The organism is Achromobacter sp. MFA1 R4, from assembly GCF_900156745.1.
Lineage (GTDB): Bacteria > Pseudomonadota > Gammaproteobacteria > Burkholderiales > Burkholderiaceae_B > Achromobacter.
Map to the genome: position 1 here is coordinate 676897 of NZ_LT707065.1, position 16140 is coordinate 693036.

12 protein-coding genes and 6 tRNA genes are annotated in these 16140 nt (G+C 67.4%); 13 read left to right on the forward strand and 5 right to left on the reverse strand.

Translation table 11 applies throughout. The features are described 5' to 3' along the window. Nucleotides 1-54: 54 nt before the first annotated feature. The gene (locus BXA00_RS03090) at nt 55-945 is read left to right on the forward strand and encodes an HlyC/CorC family transporter (RefSeq protein WP_076516115.1); all 891 of its coding nucleotides are present in this window, start codon (nt 55-57) and stop codon (nt 943-945) included. Next, nucleotides 942-2570 (forward strand): apolipoprotein N-acyltransferase, encoded by a 1629-nt coding sequence (gene lnt, locus BXA00_RS03095; protein WP_076516117.1) that lies wholly within the window; start codon nt 942-944, stop codon nt 2568-2570. Before BXA00_RS03090 ends, lnt begins: the two co-directional genes overlap by 4 nt. Before the next feature lie 6 nt (nt 2571-2576). Here lnt and BXA00_RS03100 read toward each other — a convergent pair whose 3' ends face one another. Further along, a complete protein-coding gene (locus BXA00_RS03100; RefSeq protein ID WP_076521765.1) occupies nt 2577-3584 on the reverse strand; it encodes an aldo/keto reductase in 1008 nt (335 codons plus the stop codon). Between the two features lie 43 nt (nt 3585-3627). On the opposite strand from BXA00_RS03100, the gene BXA00_RS29040 reads away from it, so the two are divergent. From BXA00_RS29040 to BXA00_RS03145, 10 genes are all read left to right on the forward strand, one after another. After that, entirely contained in the window at nt 3628-3909 is a 282-nt protein-coding gene (locus BXA00_RS29040) for a hypothetical protein (RefSeq protein ID WP_172805847.1), read from the forward strand. Nucleotides 3910-4020: 111 nt separating this feature from the next. Further along, nucleotides 4021-4096, forward strand: a tRNA-Ala gene (locus BXA00_RS03105). Between the two features lie 35 nt (nt 4097-4131). Next, nucleotides 4132-4207: transfer RNA gene (locus BXA00_RS03110), tRNA-Glu, on the forward strand. Nucleotides 4208-4283: 76 nt separating this feature from the next. Then, nucleotides 4284-4360, forward strand: a tRNA-Asp gene (locus BXA00_RS03115). Between the two features lie 104 nt (nt 4361-4464). After that, nucleotides 4465-4540 (forward strand) — tRNA-Ala (locus BXA00_RS03120). A 50-nt stretch (nt 4541-4590) separates the two neighbouring features. Then, a tRNA-Glu gene (locus BXA00_RS03125) sits at nt 4591-4666 on the forward strand. An 89-nt stretch (nt 4667-4755) separates the two neighbouring features. Beyond that, nucleotides 4756-4832: transfer RNA gene (locus BXA00_RS03130), tRNA-Asp, on the forward strand. Between the two features lie 219 nt (nt 4833-5051). Next, complete coding sequence (locus BXA00_RS03135) at nt 5052-6545, forward strand: helix-turn-helix transcriptional regulator (RefSeq protein WP_076516119.1); 1494 nt, start codon at nt 5052-5054, stop codon at nt 6543-6545. Between the two features lie 248 nt (nt 6546-6793). Then, nucleotides 6794-7819 carry a biotin synthase BioB gene (gene bioB / locus BXA00_RS03140; RefSeq protein WP_076516121.1) on the forward strand — a complete coding sequence of 342 codons (1026 nt, stop codon included), beginning with the start codon at nt 6794-6796 and terminating at the stop codon, nt 7817-7819. After that, on the forward strand, nt 7816-8691 hold the full coding sequence (locus tag BXA00_RS03145) for a DMT family transporter (RefSeq protein WP_076521766.1): 876 nt from the start codon (nt 7816-7818) through the stop codon (nt 8689-8691). Before bioB ends, BXA00_RS03145 begins: the two co-directional genes overlap by 4 nt. A gap of 58 nt (nt 8692-8749) precedes the next feature. Here the strand turns inward: BXA00_RS03145 and BXA00_RS03150 are convergent, their stop codons facing one another. Continuing rightward, the gene (locus tag BXA00_RS03150; protein ID WP_076516123.1) at nt 8750-10159 is read right to left on the reverse strand and encodes an MFS transporter; all 1410 of its coding nucleotides are present in this window, start codon (nt 10157-10159) and stop codon (nt 8750-8752) included. A gap of 85 nt (nt 10160-10244) precedes the next feature. Next, a complete protein-coding gene (locus BXA00_RS03155; protein WP_076516125.1) occupies nt 10245-10748 on the reverse strand; it encodes a peroxiredoxin in 504 nt (167 codons plus the stop codon). Between the two features lie 251 nt (nt 10749-10999). Here BXA00_RS03155 and BXA00_RS03160 point away from each other — a divergent pair, with 251 nt between their 5' ends. After that, a complete protein-coding gene (locus BXA00_RS03160) occupies nt 11000-11422 on the forward strand; it encodes a hypothetical protein (RefSeq protein ID WP_076516127.1) in 423 nt (140 codons plus the stop codon). 72 nt (nt 11423-11494) lie between these two features. Here the strand turns inward: BXA00_RS03160 and BXA00_RS03165 are convergent, their stop codons facing one another. Next, entirely contained in the window at nt 11495-12373 is an 879-nt protein-coding gene (locus BXA00_RS03165) for a dienelactone hydrolase family protein (protein ID WP_076516129.1), read from the reverse strand. Nucleotides 12374-12440: 67 nt separating this feature from the next. Then, on the reverse strand, nt 12441-16001 hold the full coding sequence (locus BXA00_RS03170; RefSeq protein WP_076516131.1) for a DUF748 domain-containing protein: 3561 nt from the start codon (nt 15999-16001) through the stop codon (nt 12441-12443). Between the last annotated feature and the right edge of the window lie 139 nt (nt 16002-16140).

Genomic DNA, 16140 nt, shown 5'->3' on the forward strand with positions numbered 1-16140 from the left:
ATTGCAGGCCAGTTTCGGTTATGCTGGCTCCTCCACAACTTGTCCTCCCGGACGATGTCTGACCCTTACCCTGCTCCTGAAGCGACGCCCGGTCGCTCTGCCAAACCCGCCACCAAATCCCTCCTAGACCGCCTGCTTTCCCTCGTGCGCCGAGAGCCCGAGGACCGCGAAGGCATCAAGGCCATTCTGGAAGCCGCGCACGAACGCGACCTGCTCGACGCGGAGTCGTACAAGATGATCAAGGGCGCGCTGGCCGTGTCCGAGGGCACCGTCGGCGACATCATGGTTCCGCGCTCGCGCATGGACCTGCTCGATGTCACGCAGCCCATCCCCTACCTGGTGGCCACGGTGATCGAGACCGCGCATTCGCGGTTCCCCGTGTACGAAGGCGACCGCGACAACATCATCGGCATCCTGCTCGCCAAGGACCTGCTGCGCTGCATGCTGGAACCCAACATCGAATTGCGCACGCTGGTACGTCCCGCCGTCTTCATCCCCGAATCCAAGCGCCTGAACGTGCTGCTGCACGAGTTCCGCGCCAGCCGCAACCACCAGGCCATCGTCATCGACGAGCACGGCGGCATTTCCGGCCTGGTCACGATGGAAGACGTGCTGGAGCAGATCGTCGGCGACATCGAAGACGAATTCGACGAAACCGAGGAAGACTCCATCTTCCCGGAAGGCGACAACCAGTGGCGCGTGCTCGCGGCCACCGACATCTCGCACTTCAATGACGTGTTCGGCTGCCAACTGCCTGACGACGAATACGACAGCGTCGGCGGCTGGATGGGCGGACAGCTCGGCCGCATCCCGCGCCGCGGCGACCATGCCGATGTCGACGGCCTGCGCCTCGAAGTGGCCCGCGGCGACGCCCGCCGGGCCATCTGGCTGCGCGTCAAGCGCATCGCCGCCCCCCAATCCGCAGCATCCGCCCCCGACGCATGACCCAACCCCCGCGCGGCCGACTCCTGCGCGGCGCCGCCGGCCTCGTGCTGGCGGGCGCCGTCCACGCCCTCACCTTTGCCCCCGGCCCGCTGCCCGGCTGGGCGCTGGCGTTCACCCAGGTCGTGGCGCTGGCCATCCTGGCCCGGGTCACGCTGTACGCGCCCTCGGCCAGGCAGGCCTGGCTGCGCGGCTGGCTATTCAGCTTTGCCAGCTACGCGCTGGGCCTGTACTGGATCTTCATCAGCCTGCACCGCTACGGCGACCTGGCCGCCCCGCTGGCGGTGGCCGCGGTGCTGGCGCTGTCCGCGTTTCTCGCGCTCTTTCCCGCCACGGCCAATGCGCTGGCGCGCCGCTACGCCCCGCTGGCCGCCGACTCGGCGCCCTCCCGCATCCTGTCCGCCACGCTCGCCTGGGCGGCCATGTGGGCCGCGTTCGAATGGCTGCGCGCGGTGCTCCTGACCGGATTCCCGTGGCTGAACATCGGCTACGCGCAGGTCGACAGCCCCATCGCGGGCTGGGCGCCGCTGCTCGGCGTGCACGGCATGGCGTTCCTGGCCGCGTTCGTCGCGGCGGCCATCGCCAGCCTGTGGCAGCCCGCCCGCAAGGCCGCCATGGGGCCGCGCCACGCGCTGGCCGCCGGCGTCGCGGTCGCGCTGGCGGCGGCGGGCTGGCCCCTGTCCCGCATCGACTGGTCGGCGCCCGTCGGCGACCCGCTCAACGTGCGGCTGGTCCAGGGCAACATCGGGCAGTCCCAGAAATTCGATCCCGCGCTGCTGGAGCAGAGCGTGCGACGGCACCTGGAGCTGACGGCCATGCCGCCCGCGCCCGGCGTGCCCGCGCCCCAGTTGGTGATCCTGCCGGAAACCGTGCTGCCCATCTTCCAGGACCAACTCGACCCGCGCGTCTGGGAAGTCTGGCGCGACCTGGCCCGGCAGCGCAACACGGTCATCGCCATGGGCGTGCCGCTGCACGACCGCGTCGACGGCCGCGAACGCTACACCAACAGCGTCATCGGCTTCGATGGCGCGACGCCCATCGAACAGCTCGTGGCCGGCAACACCGCCATGCGCTACGACAAGCGCCACCTGGTGCCGTGGGGCGAATACGTGCCGCCGGGCTTTCACTGGTTCGTCGACATGCTGAACATCCCGCTGGGCGACTTCGACCGCGGCCGCGAGCGACAGACGCCCTTTGCCGTGGGTGGCCAGCATATCGCGTTCAACATCTGCTACGAAGACCTCTTCGGCCCCGACCTGCTGCCCGCGCTGCAGCCCGGTCCCAATGGCGAGCCCGGCGCGACCATCCTGGTCAACGTCAGCAACCTGGGCTGGTTCGGCGATAGCTGGGCCCTGCGCCAGCATCTGCAGATCGGGCGCCTGCGCACCATGGAAACCGCGCGTCCCATGCTGACCGCCACCAACACGGGCGTCACCGCCGCGATCGACGCCAAGGGCCGCGTCGCCGCGCAGCTTGCCACGCACCAGGCGGGCGTGCTGCCCGTGTCCGTGCAGGGCATGACGGGGCTCACGCCCTATGCGCGTTTCGGCGACAAGACCGCGCTGGCCTTGATCGGCCTGGCGCTCATCGCCGCGGTGGGCAGCGCCCGCCGCCCGCGCCGCGGCTGATCGCGCTCACGCAAACAGGTTCGCGGGCAGCGAACCTGTTTCGTCGGGCGGCCGCAGCGGTCCGCTGCCCGCCCCGGTCAGTTCGATGGCGTCCGCGATGGCCTGCATATCGTCGGCATCCAGTTCCAGTTCCGCCGCGCCAATCAACCCGTCCACCTGCGAAGCGCTGCGCGCGCCCAGAATGGCGCCCGTCACGCCCGGCCACGCCAGCGTCCACGCCGCCGCGGCGGCGGCCACCGTCGCGCCATGCCGCTCGGCAATGGGCTTGAAGGCGTCGGCCAGCGCCAGATTGCGCTCCAGGTCCGGCGACCGGAAATCCGGGTGGCGCGCCCGCCAGTCGTCCGGCGGCAAGGCCCGCGCGCGCTGTACGCTGAACGTGCCGGTCAACAGGCCGGAATGCATCGGGCTGTAGACGATCACGCCGGTGCCGTTCGCCGCGCACCAGGGAATCAGATCGCTGGCGGCGGTCCGCTGGATGGCGGAAAACGGCGGCTGCAGCGTGTCCACGTGCCCCAGGTATTCGGCAGCCCGCAATTGCGCCAGGTTGTGGTTCGACAGCCCGATCGCCCTCACCTTCCCGGCCTGCTTCAGGTCCAGCAACTCCTGCCAATACGCCTCCAGCGGCGTGCCGTCACCCGCCGGCCAATGCATCTGGTAGAGGTCGATACGCTCGACGCCCAGCCGCCGCAGCGACCCTTCAAGCTCGCGGCGGATGCTGGACGGCGCGCCGGTACGCCGCGGCGGCGCCAGCGGTTGCTCCGGCGACCAGGTCAGACCGCACTTGGTGAAGACATAGGGCCGATCACCCCGCGGCATCTGCGCCAGCGCCTGGCGCACGATGTCCTCGGCGTGGCCCAACCCATACACGGCCGCCGTATCGATCCAGTTGATGCCCCGGTCGACCGCGTGCCGGATCGCCTCGATGGATTCGCTATCGTCCTGCGCGCCCCACCCCACCGCCCAGCCGTTGCCGCCCATGGCCCAGGCGCCCAGGCCGATACGCGTGATCGCCATGCCCGTGCGGCCCAGGGGCACGGTTGGAAAGGAGGTGCTGCTCATGAAGAGGCGCTCATGGAAAGATGCTCATGGGGTTTCCCTGCCGATGCGCGGCGGCCATCCCGCGTGCAAAAAAAACCGGCAGGCCAACAAAATTTTTCCACTCACGATAGCACTCGCACAAGCCTTTGATTTTGTTGATTTCTGCACCAATGCGCCGCTGCAATCGGCGCCCGCCGCGCTCGTAAAACGGCTCCAAAATGCCCATCGAACCCTCTTTTTTCACAACTTTTTTGCTTTTTGCCGTGAAGCGACTTGCACACCAAATTTAGTTCGTGCATAATCTCGTTTCTTCGCCAACGGCACTAAACAAAACCGGCAACGAAACAGCAAGAAACGCTCTGGAAACAGCGCATTTTTCGCCAAAATCGTTGAACGGATTGATTAGAGAAACGGGGGTATAGCTCAGCTGGGAGAGCGCTTGCATGGCATGCAAGAGGTCAGCGGTTCGATCCCGCTTACCTCCACCAGCCCAACGCGAAGAACGCAGTACAGAAAGTCCGCAGTCCCCTTCGTCTAGAGGCCTAGGACATCACCCTTTCACGGTGAGTACAGGGGTTCGAATCCCCTAGGGGACGCCAGTTTTCTGGCACGCTAGTCGTGTAGTAGTAGCAGTGATGCAGTTGAAGTGACAATGTAGTTGAGTTAAGCCGCTGCGGAGCGGTAGTTCAGTTGGTTAGAATACCGGCCTGTCACGCCGGGGGTCGCGGGTTCGAGCCCCGTCCGCTCCGCCAAAAGCTCTCTCGCTCAGGGTCTTTCAAGAGCTCCGTTTTCGGGGCTTTTTTGTTTTATAAGTGTGAGACCTTGTTGTCTGAAGTTTGGGACAGCAGCACATGCTGGGGGTATAGCTCAGCTGGGAGAGCGCTTGCATGGCATGCAAGAGGTCAGCGGTTCGATCCCGCTTACCTCCACCAGTACGCAGTTCGGTAGTAACGCAGTACAGTAGTAAAGTTGTTGGTTCCAGGTCCCCTTCGTCTAGAGGCCTAGGACATCACCCTTTCACGGTGAGTACAGGGGTTCGAATCCCCTAGGGGACGCCAGCTTTGGTTGGCATGTAGTAAAAGCTGCCTTGACACCGCAGCGTAGTTGTTCAAGTCGTCTGTTTGATGACGTCTGTTTAGGCCGCTGCGGAGCGGTAGTTCAGTTGGTTAGAATACCGGCCTGTCACGCCGGGGGTCGCGGGTTCGAGCCCCGTCCGCTCCGCCAAGCACTTTGCGCCTGCAGATCGCCGTTCACGGCACACCCAGAAAGCTCCGGATTCCGGAGCTTTTTTGTTTTGTGCCTGACCTTCGCGCCGCCGTTCGCGCGGTCCAATCCCCTCCCGTTGTACCCCTTCCGCGAGACTCGTCCGTTTTGACCTCTGGACAGCGTCGCCACGCGGCTTCATGCTTGCGCGTATACGCCAGACAAAGAAAAGAGGCCTACGTGACCCCCAATGACGCCGCACCCCAAGCACATCGCCAACACCTGCAAAGCATCATTGCGGGCTTGAACGAGGGCATCATTCTGCTTGAGGCCGACGGGTCGATCGCCTGGGCCAACGCCAGCGCACTTGCGCTGCATGGCGTCGAAGACATCGACGACCTGGGCGGCACGCCCGCCGGCTTTCGAAAGCGATACACGCTGACGTACCGCAACCACCACCGCGTGCCGGCACGCCAGTATCCCCTGGACCGGCTGGCGGCCGGCGAAGAGTTCGACGACTTGCTGCTGGACCTGGGCCGCAAGGACGATGAAGAGTTCCTGCGCAACCTGCTCGCCCGCGGCCTGAACCTGGACGACGGCGGGCCCTTCCCGTACCGGGTGCTGATCCTGCATGACCAGACGGCGCAGATCAACGCCGAGGTGCGATTCGAACGCACCTTTTCGGCCAATCCGGCGCCCGCACTGATCTGCCGGCTGTCCGACCTGCGCTACGTGAAGGTCAACCAGGGCTTTCTCGAGATGACGGGCTACGCGCGCGACGCCGTGCTGGGCAAGTCGGCCTATGAACTGGACGTGCTGGATGGCGGCGAGGACAAAGAGTCCGCCGTCGCGCGCCTGAACGAAGGCCGCACCATTCCCCAGCGCGAGGGCGTGCTGAAGCTGCCGGACGGCTCGAGCAGATTCGTCGTGGTGGCGGGGCAGCCGATCGACATGCACGACGAGCCCTGCATGCTGTTCACCTTCATCGACCTGGAGGGCCGCAAGCGGACCGAAGAGGCGCTGCGCGAAAGCGAAGAGCGTTTCTCGAAGGCCTTCCGGCTGGCGCCCGTGCCTATGGCGGTGTGCGACGGCGACACGCTCAACGTGCTGAACGTCAACGACGCCTTCACGGCCGTGACGGGGGTGGCGCTGGAGGACAACAACGAACAGGACCTCACCGACCTGGGGCTGCGGCCCTATGAAGGCATGGTGGCCGGCCTGAAGCGCGGTGAAAGCGTCCGCAACCGCGAAGCGGCGATGATCGCCCAGGACGGCGGCGAACTGGACTGCCTGGTGTCCGCCGAGCCCGTCATGATCGGCGGGCTGCGGCGCGTGCTGATCGTGATGCAGGACATCACCGACCGCAAGCGGTCCGAGACCGAACTGCTGACGGCGATCGAGGCGGTCATGCAGGACACCTCGTGGTTCAGCCGCGGCATCATCGAAAAACTGGCGCAACTGCGCCAGCCCGCCCCCGCTACGCGCGACGTGGCCGAGCTGGCCCAACTGACGTCGCGCGAACGCGAGGTCCTGGGCCTGCTGTGCCAGGGGCACGACGATGACGGCATCGCCAAGGCGCTCAAGCTGTCGCGCAACACCGTGCGCAACCACGTAGCGACGATCTACAGCAAGATCGGCGTGCATCGTCGCAGCGCCGCCATCGTGTGGGCCCGCGACCGGGGTATCACCGGACACGAGAGCACGCGCAACCGGGACAAGCCCGCCAAGTCTTGAGCGGGCTGCCTGGAATTTACAAATTGACACCACATTTTCGGCGACTCGCACTCGCCGAAGATGACGCCGCGTTCGATTGAGCCGACCTTCAAAAGCGGCCATTTTTTCCTATCTCTACGTCAAGTCACCAGCAAAAACGGCCTTGTTGAGCGCATTGCGCAAAACGGCCGCAGCTTCTTACGATCCGCCGATCCAGCCCCTGGCCCCGCCAGCGGGCGCGAATCGAGCACGAACGAAGGAGCCAGACCTTGCAGACCGCGTATATCCCCTTCCCGACGGCGCCCAAGCGCCAGACTGCCCCGGCATGGACCGCCGACGACATCCTGGCGCTCTACGCGCTGCCGTTCATGGACCTGCTGCATCGGGCGCAGCAGACGCACCGCGCCCATTTCGACCCCAACGTCATCCAGCTCTCCAGCCTGCTGTCGATCAAGACCGGCGGCTGTCCGGAGGACTGCGCCTACTGCCCGCAATCGTCGCACTACGACACCGGCGTGGACGCCGACAAGCTCATGCCGCTGGCGGACGTGGTGGCCGCGGCGCGCGCGGCGCAGGCCAGCGGCGCGCAGCGCTTTTGCATGGGCGCCGCCTGGCGCAGTCCCAAGCCGCATCACCTGGACGCCGTGGCCGAGATGGTCACCGCGGTCAAGGCGCTGGGCCTGGAGACCTGCGTGACGCTGGGCATGCTGCGCGACGGCCAGGCCGAACAGCTCAAGCAGGCCGGGCTGGACTACTACAACCACAACCTGGACACCTCGCCCGAGTTCTACGGAAAGATCATTTCGACGCGCACCTACCAGGATCGGCTGGACACGCTGGACCGCGTGCGCGACGCCGGCATCAGCGTGTGCTGCGGCGGCATCGTGGGCATGGGCGAATCGCGCCGCGAGCGCGCGGGCCTGATCGCACAGCTGGCCAGCATGGAGCCCTACCCCGAGTCCGTGCCGATCAACAACCTGGTGCAGGTCGAAGGCACGCCGCTGTCGGGCGTGCAGGCGCTGGACCCGTTCGAGTTCGTCCGCACGATCGCCGTGGCGCGCATCGCCATGCCGCGCGCCGCCGTGCGGCTGTCGGCCGGGCGCGAGGCCATGGACGACGCGCTGCAGGCGCTGTGCTTCATGGCCGGCGCCAACTCCATGTTCTACGGCGACGCGCTGCTGACCACGGCGAACCCGCAGATCGAGGCCGACCAGCGCCTGCTGGAGCGTCTGGGCATGCGGGTCGATGCGGCCGGCCACGGCCATGGCCACGGGGAGATCGAATCATGCCGTTGACGCCGGGCCTGATGTATTTGGCGGCCAGCGTCGCGTGCAGTGTCACCGTGGCGGTGATGCTCAAGCTGGCGCGGCGCTGGCAGGTGGACGTGCGCCAGGCCATCGCCATGAACTACGCCGTGGCCGCCCTGCTCTGCTGGCTGGTGCTGCGTCCCGATCCCGCCCGCCTGCTGGCGCCCCAGACGCCCTGGATGGTGCTGGCGGCGCTGGGCGTGCTGCTGCCCAGCGTGTTCCTGGCGATGGCGGCGGCGCTGCGGCACGCCGGCATCGTGCGCAGCGACGCCGCGCAGCGCCTGTCGCTCTTCATTCCGCTCCTCGCGGCCTTCCTGTTTTTCGGCGAGCCGGTCACTGGACGCAAGCTGGCGGCGATCCTGCTGGCCTTCACCGCCCTGTTCTGCCTGCTGCGCCAGCCGCCGCGCATCCGCCTGTCCGAGTCCACCGCGGCGCAAGACCGGCGCGCGATGTGGCTGTGGCCACTGGTGGTGTGGGCGGGCTATGGGGTGATCGACATCCTGTTCAAGCAGCTTGCGCGCGCCGGCACCGCGTTCTCGGGCGGGCTGCTGGTGTCGTTCCTGATGGCGGGCGCGCTGATGCTGGCCTATCTGCTGTGGCGCCGCGTGCGCTGGCAGGGACGCCATCTGGCCGCCGGCGTGGCGCTGGGGCTGGCCAATTTCGGCAATATCCTGACCTACGTGCGGGCCCACCAGTCCTTGCCCGACCATCCGGCGCTGGTTTTCGCGTCGATGAACATGGGGGTGATCACGCTGGGCACCCTGGTGGGCGCCCTGGCGTTTCGCGAACCGCTGACGCGCGTGAATGGGCTGGGCATCGCGCTGGCGCTGTCCGCCATCCTGCTGATGACGCCCTGGTGAAGCGCTGGTGACGGCCCCGTGGCAATGATGCGGCTGGCAATGCCCGAGTGAGGGCGGATCAGGTGCCCGTGCGGACCTGCCGCTCGGGTTCGGCCTCGGTTTCGACGTCGGCCACGGGGTCCGGCGCCGCCTCGGCGCCCTGCGCGTCGGCCGGCGACGGGTCGCCCACGGGTTCGGGCGGCGCGGGCGCCGCGGAGGGATCGGGCTGCACCATTTCCATGGCGATGTCGTTCTCCGGATCCACCCGCGGATCCAGCACCGCGGCTGCCGGCGAGCTCTGGAGCGTATCGGGCATAGGCACGAAATGCGTCGGCGCCTCCTGGACCTGGTGCGCGCCGGTGACGCGCGTGGGACGCACCTGCCATACCAGGATCACGGCGCAGGCCGAGATGAACACGTAGTACATGCTGGGACCGCCCCACGACATCATCACGCCCGCGATCATCGGGCCTACACAGGCCCCCACGCCATAGGTCATGAGCAGCACCGCCGACAGGCTGACGCGCCGCTCGGACTCGACGTGGTCGTTGGCAAACGCCGCGCCCAGCGGATAGAGCGTGAACTGCAGGATGCCGAAGACGCAGGACATGGCGACCAGCGCCCAGAACGGCAGCGCGATCCAGCCCCACATGACGGTGGGCAGCAGGACCAGCAGCAAGGCATTGAAGCGGATGAGGCCCGCGCGGTTGATGCGGTCGGACAGCCAGCCCATGGGCCACTGCGACAGCAGCCCCGCCGTGACGGCGGCCGCGACGAAAACGGCGGCCTGCGACGTGGACAGCCCGTGCTTGGCGCCATAGACGGCGGCCAGCCCATAAAAAGCGCCTGACAGGTTGCCCGCCACGAAGAGCACCGTCATGGACAGCGGCACGCGCCGCATGAAGAACCGTATATCCAGCGGTGCGGGCAGCGGCGTGGGCGGGTGCGACCGGGCCGTGACAGCCAGCGGCACCAGGCACAGCACCAGGCACATGGCCACCAGGGTCAGCGGACGCAGATCCAGCGTGGCGTAGGCCGTGAGCGCCAACTGTCCTAGCACCGTGCCCAGCCCGGACACGACCATGTAGACGGAGAACACACGCCCGCGCTGGTGGTTTTCGGTCTGTTCGTTGAGCCAGCTTTCGATGACCATGAACTCGGTCACCATGACGATGCCGGAGATGATGCGAAACACCAGCCACATCGGCATGGAGTCGACCAGCGTCTGCGCCAGGATCATGCTGGTGGCGATGGCCGCGCACGCGACGAACGCACGGATGTGGCCGACGCGGATGATGAGCTTGTGCCCGAGGCGTGCGCCGCACACGAGGCCGAGGTAGTAGCCGGCGATCAGGACGCCGATCCACACTTCGCTGACGGACTGCGCGGTCAGCCTCAGGCCCATGTAGGTGTTGAAGAGACCCGTGCCGATGAGCATCAGCAAGGTCGCGAAATAGAGCGACGAAAACGAGGAAATCGTGGAGAGCATGGCGTCGACAACCGCTGCTGGCGCTGGCGCGGCGGGCCGCCGGGGCGGCCCGCGCGTCACGCGGTAAAACGGGGAACTGCGGGGATCAGGCTTGCGAGAGCATCGTGGCCGCGTCGCTGACTTCGAACTTGCCAGGCGCTTCCACGTTGAGCTGCTTCACGACGCCGTCGACGATCAGGGCGGAGTAGCGCTGCGAGCGCACGCCCATGCCGCGCTGGACGAGGTCCAGTTCGAGGCCGAGTTCCTTGGTCCACAGCGCGGAGCCGTCGGCCAGCATGCGGACCTTGCCTTCGGTCTTCTGTTCGCGTCCCCACGCGCCCATGACGAACGCGTCGTTGACGGACACGCACCAGATCTCATCGATGCCCTTGGCCTTGAGGGCGTCGGCCTGTTCGACGTAGCCCGGCAGGTGCTTGGCCGAGCAGGTGGGCGTGAAGGCGCCGGGCACGGCAAAGAGCGCGATGGTCTTGCCGCGGGTCAGGTCGGCGACCTGGAACGCGTTGGGGCCGAGCGAGCAACCGGCGGTTTCGGTCTCGATGAATTCGGTCAGCGTGCCATCGGGCACGCGGTCGCCGACTTTGATCGTCATGTAGATCTCCAAGGTAAAAGGGGGCAATGCATTGAGGCAAGAGCGCCTCACAGCCCCCATCATAGTTCGTGCGCGGCCGGCCTGCTGCCTTTGGCGGCGGGGGAAAAGAAGATGAACAGTCTGAAACGACTCCACACCGCACCCACACGAGCCGGAAACGCCCGCTTGCCATAATCGCGTGGTAGAGAGACATTGCCCGCCGCCGCCGCGAAAGGCCGTGTGCCGCGCCGGGCCTCACCGGGAGACTTTCGATGCGCAAGATCCTGACCGGGCTGGCATGGATGCTGGCCGCCGCCGCCCCGGCCTGGGCGGCTCCGGACGCCGCCGAACAGGCCCAATACGATTCCTTCGTCATCGCGGCGGGCGCCTCCAATGGCGCGGCGCGCGCGTGCGGGGCGTCCGAACCCGACCTGGCGCAACACCAGGACACGGCGCGCAAAAACCTGATGCGTTATGCCGACGAGTACCAGTTTGCGGCCGGCAACTATGACGCCCTGTTCAAGAAGGGCCAGGCCGAAGGCAAGACGATGATGGACGACATGAAGCGTTCCGGTGTCGACGGGTGCCGGGGCGTGCTGGGCGGCTTCCAGAGCGAGCGGGTCATGACATACGAGGGCATGAAGCGGGGTTTTGCGGAGGTTGGCGACGGGCTGCCGGGAGAGAAGGCGCGGTAGGTCCGCGCCACGCGCCCGGCGCCGCGCCGCCAAACGCCAGACGCCCCTGCCCCGGCACGCCCCCCCTAGGGCTTACAGCCCGTGCTGCTTGAACCAATCCAGCATCCGGACCCAGGCCTGTTCCGCCTCGGCCTTCCGATAGGACGGGCGATAGTCCGCGTGGAACGCGTGCGGCGCGTCGGGGTAGATGTCGATGCGCGACGCCTTCGCGGCCGCGGAGCCCTTGGCCAGTTCCACGCGCATGCGATCCACGTCGGCCTGCGAGATGCCGGCATCCTTGCCGCCATAGGCGCCCAGGACCGGGGCCTTGAGGTCATTGACGATGGCCAGCGCGGACTTGGGCTTGAGCTCGGTGGGTTCGCCCGCCAATTGGCCGTACCAGGCGGCGCCGGCCTTGAGCCTGGGGTTGTGGGCGGCGTACAGCCAGACCTGGCGGCCGCCCCAGCAGAAGCCCAGGATGCCCAGCCTGTCGGGGTTGCCGCCGTTGGCGGCGGCCCAGGCGGCGGTGGCGTCCAGGTCCGCGATGACCTGCTTGTCCGGGACCTTGCTGACCACTTCCGCCTGCAGCTTGGGGATCTCGGTGTATTTGGACGGGTCGCCCTGGCGCGCATACAGTTCCGGCGCGATGGCGAGATAGCCCCGGTGGGCCAGGCGGCGGCAGACGTCCTGGATGTACTCATGCACGCCAAAGATTTCCTGCACGACGATGAGCGTGGGCAGGTCCTTCTTGCCCTCGGGCGCGGCGCGGTAGGCGGGGATCTTGCCGTCCGGCGCCGGAATGTCGATCTTGCCGGCCACGAGGCCCTTGGCGTCCGTGGCGATGGCGGTCTGCGCCGCCGCCGGTCCTGCCGCCAGCGAGAACCCCGCCGCCACGGTGGTGGCAATGAAGCCTCGCCGGTCCAGCCGCAAGGGCGGGAGCAGGCTGTCGAACTGCGCGTCCTGGTCTTTCATCGAGCATCTCCTGGAAAAAGCGGGCGCGGCAGGGACGCGCCTCGCGCCCCGCCTGGGCCTGCCGAGTTCACTTCAGGGAGAAGTCCACGCGCGAGGGTTGCCCCTCGTCCTTGATGCCATCGGCGTCCAGCTGCGGCGCAACGATGAACACGCGATCCGCGAGTCCTTCCTGGGCTTGCAACTTCTCATAAACCGCCTGCGCACGGGCATCGGCCAGTTGGCGCAGTTGTTCCTCGCCGACCGGGGCCGCGGCGCGCAGCATGGCCTCCATCTGCGCGGCCGGAACGGATTTGGCCATGCCGATGAAATTGCGCGGTTTGTCCTTGAGGTCGGTGTCATCGTAGACCGCTTCGAGGTATTTGGGGCGTTCGGCGCCCGACACCTCGACGCCCGCCGGATTGGGCTTCTTGCCGCGCGGCGCGACGTCGGCGGCCTTGGCGCCGCGGATCCGGGCGTCGACCCAGGCCTGCCGCAGGCCTTCGCTGTCGGTCTTGGGGTCCGCGCGGCCGCTGATGTCCATCTTCAGCGCCGGCCGGTCGGTCAGCGCCTTGATGAGCGTGTCGATGCGCTGCAGCGAGTCGTCGGTGAGGACGGCGCTGCCGGGCGCGAATTCGACGTAAGACAGCTCTTCGCCGCTGCCGAACGCCGAGGCGAGCAGGCTGAAGGGCGAAGTCACCGCCTTGACCACCAGGTTCATCAGCACGCGCACCACGATTCCGCCGACGGAGAATTCGGGGTCGTCCAGCGAGCCGGAGATCGGCAGGTTGATGTCGATGTTGCCGCGCGAGTCCTTGAGCAGCGCGACGGCCAGCAGCACCGGCAGCTTGGTGGCGTCGGGACTGTTGGTCTTGTCGCCGAACGTGAGCTGGTTGAGCACCACATGGTTGGTGGCCTGCAGGGCGCGGTTCTTGATTTTGTATTCCAGGTCGACCGACAGCTTGCCGCGCTTGATGGGATAACCCACGTACTTGGCCGAATACGTGTTGAACCGCGGCAGGTCGACGCCCTTGGCCGACGCCTTCAGGTCCAGCGACAGATATTTGGCGAACGGCTGCACCACCCCGCTGATGGACAGCGGCGCGGTCGTGTACACCCGTCCCGTGACCTTGACCTTGGCGGGCTGGGGATTGGTGGAGGACACGGCGGAGATGCCGCCCTCGATGCTGGACAGCTCGGCCACGTAATTGGGCTTGACGAAGCGGTCGGTGAAGGTCATGCGGCCGCGGGTCAGCGTGACACTGTTGACCGAGATGTCGGGCATGGATGCGGCGCCGCTGCCCTTGGCGGAGGCGGCGGGCGCAGCGGATGCGGGCGGCGGTTCGGCGCTGCGGCCGGGCGTCTGCGTGTCCTGCGTGATGGAGCCGCCGGCCTGGCCGGGCGCGGCCACCAGGTCCATGACATTCAGCCGGCCTTGGGCGTTGAGCAGGATGCGGCCATAGAAGTCTTCCAGGGCGATGTCGCCCAGCCGGGCGACGATCCGGTCGCCCGCCACGGCGATGTCCATGCCGGTCAGGCCCAGGCGTTTCCAGTTCAGGAAGTCGTCCTGGTTCACGCGGTCTTGGAGGTCCAGGTCGGTGACGTCGACGGCACCCTTCCAGGCAGCCTTCATCGGCGCCGCGCCCGAGGCGGCGGCGAATTCGGCGTTGCCTTGGGCGCCCAGCGTGACGGCGCGGACGGTGGCGTTCAGGCTGGAGGCGAAATACGGCGCGAACGAGGCGACGTTCAGCCCCGAGAGGGCCACGGACGTCTTGAGCGTGAGCGGCTGCGGGGTCAGCACGCCCTTGAGGTCCAGCTTGCCGTTGCCCTGGATGCCGGCCGCGGCCAGCGTGAAATTGCTGGCGCCCGGCCCCGGCGCGAGGCGGTCGGCCGTGACGCGCAGGCTTTGCAGGGCAACGTCCAGCGCGGGCCGGAGCGATTCGTCGCGGGCCTTGAATTGCGTGAGGTCGGCCTGCACGGCCGTGGCGGACGCATCGACCGCGCCGCCCTTCTCGCGCACGTGGACCTGCGCGGTGGCGGCCAGCCGGCCATCGAGCAGCGTGACCGGGGCCGCGCTGCGCACGGCCGGCGCCAGCGGCGCCAGCGCCACATTGCCCAGCCGCACGTCCATGTCGAGCGACAGCGGCTTGATCACCAGCGGCCCCTTGGCGCGCAGCCAGCCGCCGTCGGCGCTGTTGTCCATGGTCAGCCACAGATTGATGGGCCGGTCCGGCTGCTGCGGCAGCTCCACGCCTTCGACGGTGGCGGCCAGGCCGGTCATCACGTAGTCCAGCTTGCTGATCGCGTCGGCGACGTAGACCTCGCCTTCATGCAGGTTGAAGGCGTCGAGCGTGACCTTCCATTCGGCGGGCGCGGGGGGATCTGCAGCGGGGGCTGCGGCGGGGGCTGCGGCGGGGGCTGCGGGGGGGACTGCGGGGGGGACTGCGGGGGGGACTGCGGACGGGTCCGCGGGCGGCGCAGCGACGGAGGCGGGCGCCGGCGGCTCGCCAGCGGCCCTGGGCTTGAGCCCGCTTGCCTTGCGCATTTCGTCCCGCAGCGGCGTGGCGGCCGGTTCCACGCCGCCCAGCGCCTTCAGCCCGGCGACGACGTCCTGCCAGTTGAGGTTGGCATTGGCCTGGCGCCGCACGTGGACCTGCGGCGCCCACAGGCCGATTTCGCCGATATACACCTGGCGGGCGATCGGCTCCAGTTCCAGCCGGCTGACGGTCAACGCGCTCCAGGCCGCCAGGTCGCCGCCGGCCGGGTCGCGCAGGTCCAGGCGGCGCAAGCCCACGTCGCCGACGATGCGGATCTTGGGCGGCGCGTCCTTGGGCTGCTCGAAGACGACCTGCAGGTTCGAGTCCAGCAGCGCGCTTTGCACCTTGAACGGCAGCGGCATGGGCCAGACGTCGGCCCACTTTTCCAGTTGCAGGCCATCGAAGGCCACGCGCAGCGTGGACGAGGGCACCACGTCGAACGGACGCGCCACGCCGGTCAGGTCGAAGGGACTGCCGTTGATGCGCAGATGCAGGCGCGGCTGCACGTCGATGTCGGTGGCGTAGCCGAAGGTGGAGATGAACGGCACGCCGATGGTGAACTCGTCCACGACCTGCTTGCGCCCGGTGACCTTGTCGTCCAGCGTGACGGTGCCGTCCTCGATCACCATGTTGTTGAGCGAAAAGCGCGGCAGACCTTCGTCCGGCTTGGGCGGCTCGTCGGGCTTGGCGGCCGTCAATTCGGCCACGCGTTGTTCTATGTCAGAGAAATTGAACCGCAGGACGTCTTCGCGGACGATGGCGATGTTAGGCTGGCGCAGCGTCAGACGATCGACCACCGGCGCGAACCAGAACAGCGATGTCCACGACGCGCTGGCGTCCAGTTCGGCCAGGGTCAGGAGCGGCGTCTGCGCGCCGGGCTGGGCCACGGCCAGGTCCTGCGCGCGGATGGTCAGCGTGAAGGGATTGAAGGTGATCTTGCCAACGGAAACGTCGCGTCCGATCATCTTCGAGACATCGTCGGTCAGGACGCCATGCAGGACCTTCGGCACCTGCCAGGCGGCAACGCCAAACAGTATCAGCACGAACGCCACAATACCCAGGAGAATCTTGCCGGCGCGTCGGGTGAACCGTAGCTTGGGCATCCGCACGGGCATCGAAAGTCTCCTGAACCATATTGAAGGCGATTTTCGTCCTTCCGCTGACTACAGGCGCGATTATCGCGCCCCCTCTACTGCTCGTCTATCATAGGCGTAACAGCGGTCCCGCCCGGCCTGCCGGGCCCCGCTCTTTTCA